This is a genomic window from Phenylobacterium sp., from assembly GCF_024508875.1.
Classification (GTDB): domain Bacteria; phylum Pseudomonadota; class Alphaproteobacteria; order Caulobacterales; family Caulobacteraceae; genus Phenylobacterium.
Window position 1 is genome coordinate 1 of the sequence record NZ_JANINU010000309.1, and the last position, 1,911, is coordinate 1,911.

Sequence of the window (1,911 nt, forward strand, 5' to 3'; positions counted from 1 at the left end):
GACGTGGACCAGGCCGTCCTTGGCGCCGAAGAAGTTCACGAAGGCGCCGAAGTCGACGATCTTCACGACCTTGCCGGTGTAGATGTGGCCGATCTCCGGCTCGCTGGCGATCGACTTGATCCAATCCTTCGCCGCGTCGATCTTGGCCTGGTCGGCGGCGGCGATCTTGATCGTGCCGTCTTCGCCGATGTCCACCTTGGCGCCGGTCTCGGCGGTGATCTCGCGGATCACCTTGCCGCCGGAGCCGATCACTTCACGGATCTTGTCGACCGGGATCTTGATGGTTTCGATCTTCGGCGCGAACTCGCCCAGTTCGGCGCGCGGCGCCTCCATGGCCTTGTTCATCTCGCCGAGGATGTGATCGCGACCGCCCTTCGCCTGTTCGAGGGCCTTCTTCATGATCTCCTCGGTGATCCCGGCGATCTTGATGTCCATCTGCAGCGACGTGATGCCGTCGGCGGTGCCGGCGACCTTGAAGTCCATGTCGCCGAGGTGGTCTTCGTCACCCAGGATGTCCGAGAGGACCGCGAAGCCGTCCTTCTCCAGGATCAGGCCCATGGCGATGCCCGACACCGGCTTCTTGATCGGAACGCCGGCGTCCATCAGGGCCAGCGAACCACCGCAGACCGTGGCCATCGAAGACGAGCCGTTCGACTCGAAGATCTCCGACACCAGGCGGATCGTGTAGGGGAACTCGTCATAGGCCGGCAGCATCGGGCGCAGGGCGCGCCAGGCCAGCTTGCCGTGGCCGACTTCACGACGCCCGGGGGCGCCCATGCGGCCGGTCTCGCCCACCGAGAAGGGCGGGAAGTTGTAGTGCAGCATGAACTTCTCGTAGTACTTGCCTTCGAGAGCGTCGATGAGCTGCTCGTCGTCGCCGGTGCCCAGCGTGGCCACGCAGAGCGACTGGGTCTCGCCGCGGGTGAAGAGCGCCGAGCCGTGGGCCCGGGGCAGCACGCCCACTTCCGAGACGATCTGGCGGACCTGATCGACCTTGCGCCCGTCGATGCGGATGCCGGTGTCCAGGATCGAGCGGCGGACGACGTCGGCTTCCAGGTCCTTGAAGACGCCCCCAAGCTTCAGCGGGTCGACGCCCGTCGGGTTGGACTCCGACTTGCCGAGCGCGGCCAGGGCCTTTTCCTTGGCCGCGGAGATGGCGGCATGGCGCTCCATCTTGGCGGTGATCTTGTAGGCCGCGGCCAGATCCTTGCCGATGAGCTTTTTCGCCTCGGCCTTGATGGCGTCGGTGTCGTCCGGCGTGAACTCGAAGGGCTCCTTGGCGGAGTGTTCGGCCAGCTCGATGATCGCGTCGATCACCGCCTGCATGCCCTTGTGGGCGAAGGTGACGCCACCCAGGACCTCGGCTTCCGAGAGTTCCTGGATCTCGGACTCCACCATCATCACGGCGTCCTGCGTGCCCGCGACGACGAGGTCCATCTTGGACTCCTTCATCTCGTCGAGCGTCGGGTTCAGCACGTACTCGCCGTTGACGTAGCCCACGCGCGCGGCGCCGATCGGGCCCATGAACGGAGCGCCCGAGATCACCAGCGCGGCCGAGGCGGCCACCATGGCGACGATGTCGGGGTCGTTCTCGAGGTCATGCGCCAGCACGGTCGTCACGACCTGGACCTCGTTCTTGAAGCCCTTCACGAACAGCGGGCGGATCGGACGGTCGATCAGGCGGCTGGTGAGGGTTTCCTTCTGCGAGGGCGCGCCCTCGCGGCGGGGGAAGCTGCCGGGGATCTTGCCCGCGGCGTAGAACTTCTCCTGATAGTTCACGGTGAGCGGGAAGAAGTCCTGACCGGGCTTCGCGCTCTTGGCGTAGACGGCGGTCGCCAGGACCATGGTCTCGCCATAGGTGGCCAGGACGGCGCCGTCGGCCTGACGGGCCATGCGGCCGGTTTCGAGCGT

At 66.1% G+C, this 1,911-nt stretch carries 1 protein-coding gene; it reads right to left on the reverse strand.

Annotation, left to right across the window (positions count from 1 at the left end; genetic code table 11):
• Window positions 1–1,911 (reverse strand): polyribonucleotide nucleotidyltransferase (gene pnp, locus Q0L11_RS20660; protein WP_296599772.1); only part of this gene is annotated, 1,911 nt, incomplete at both ends.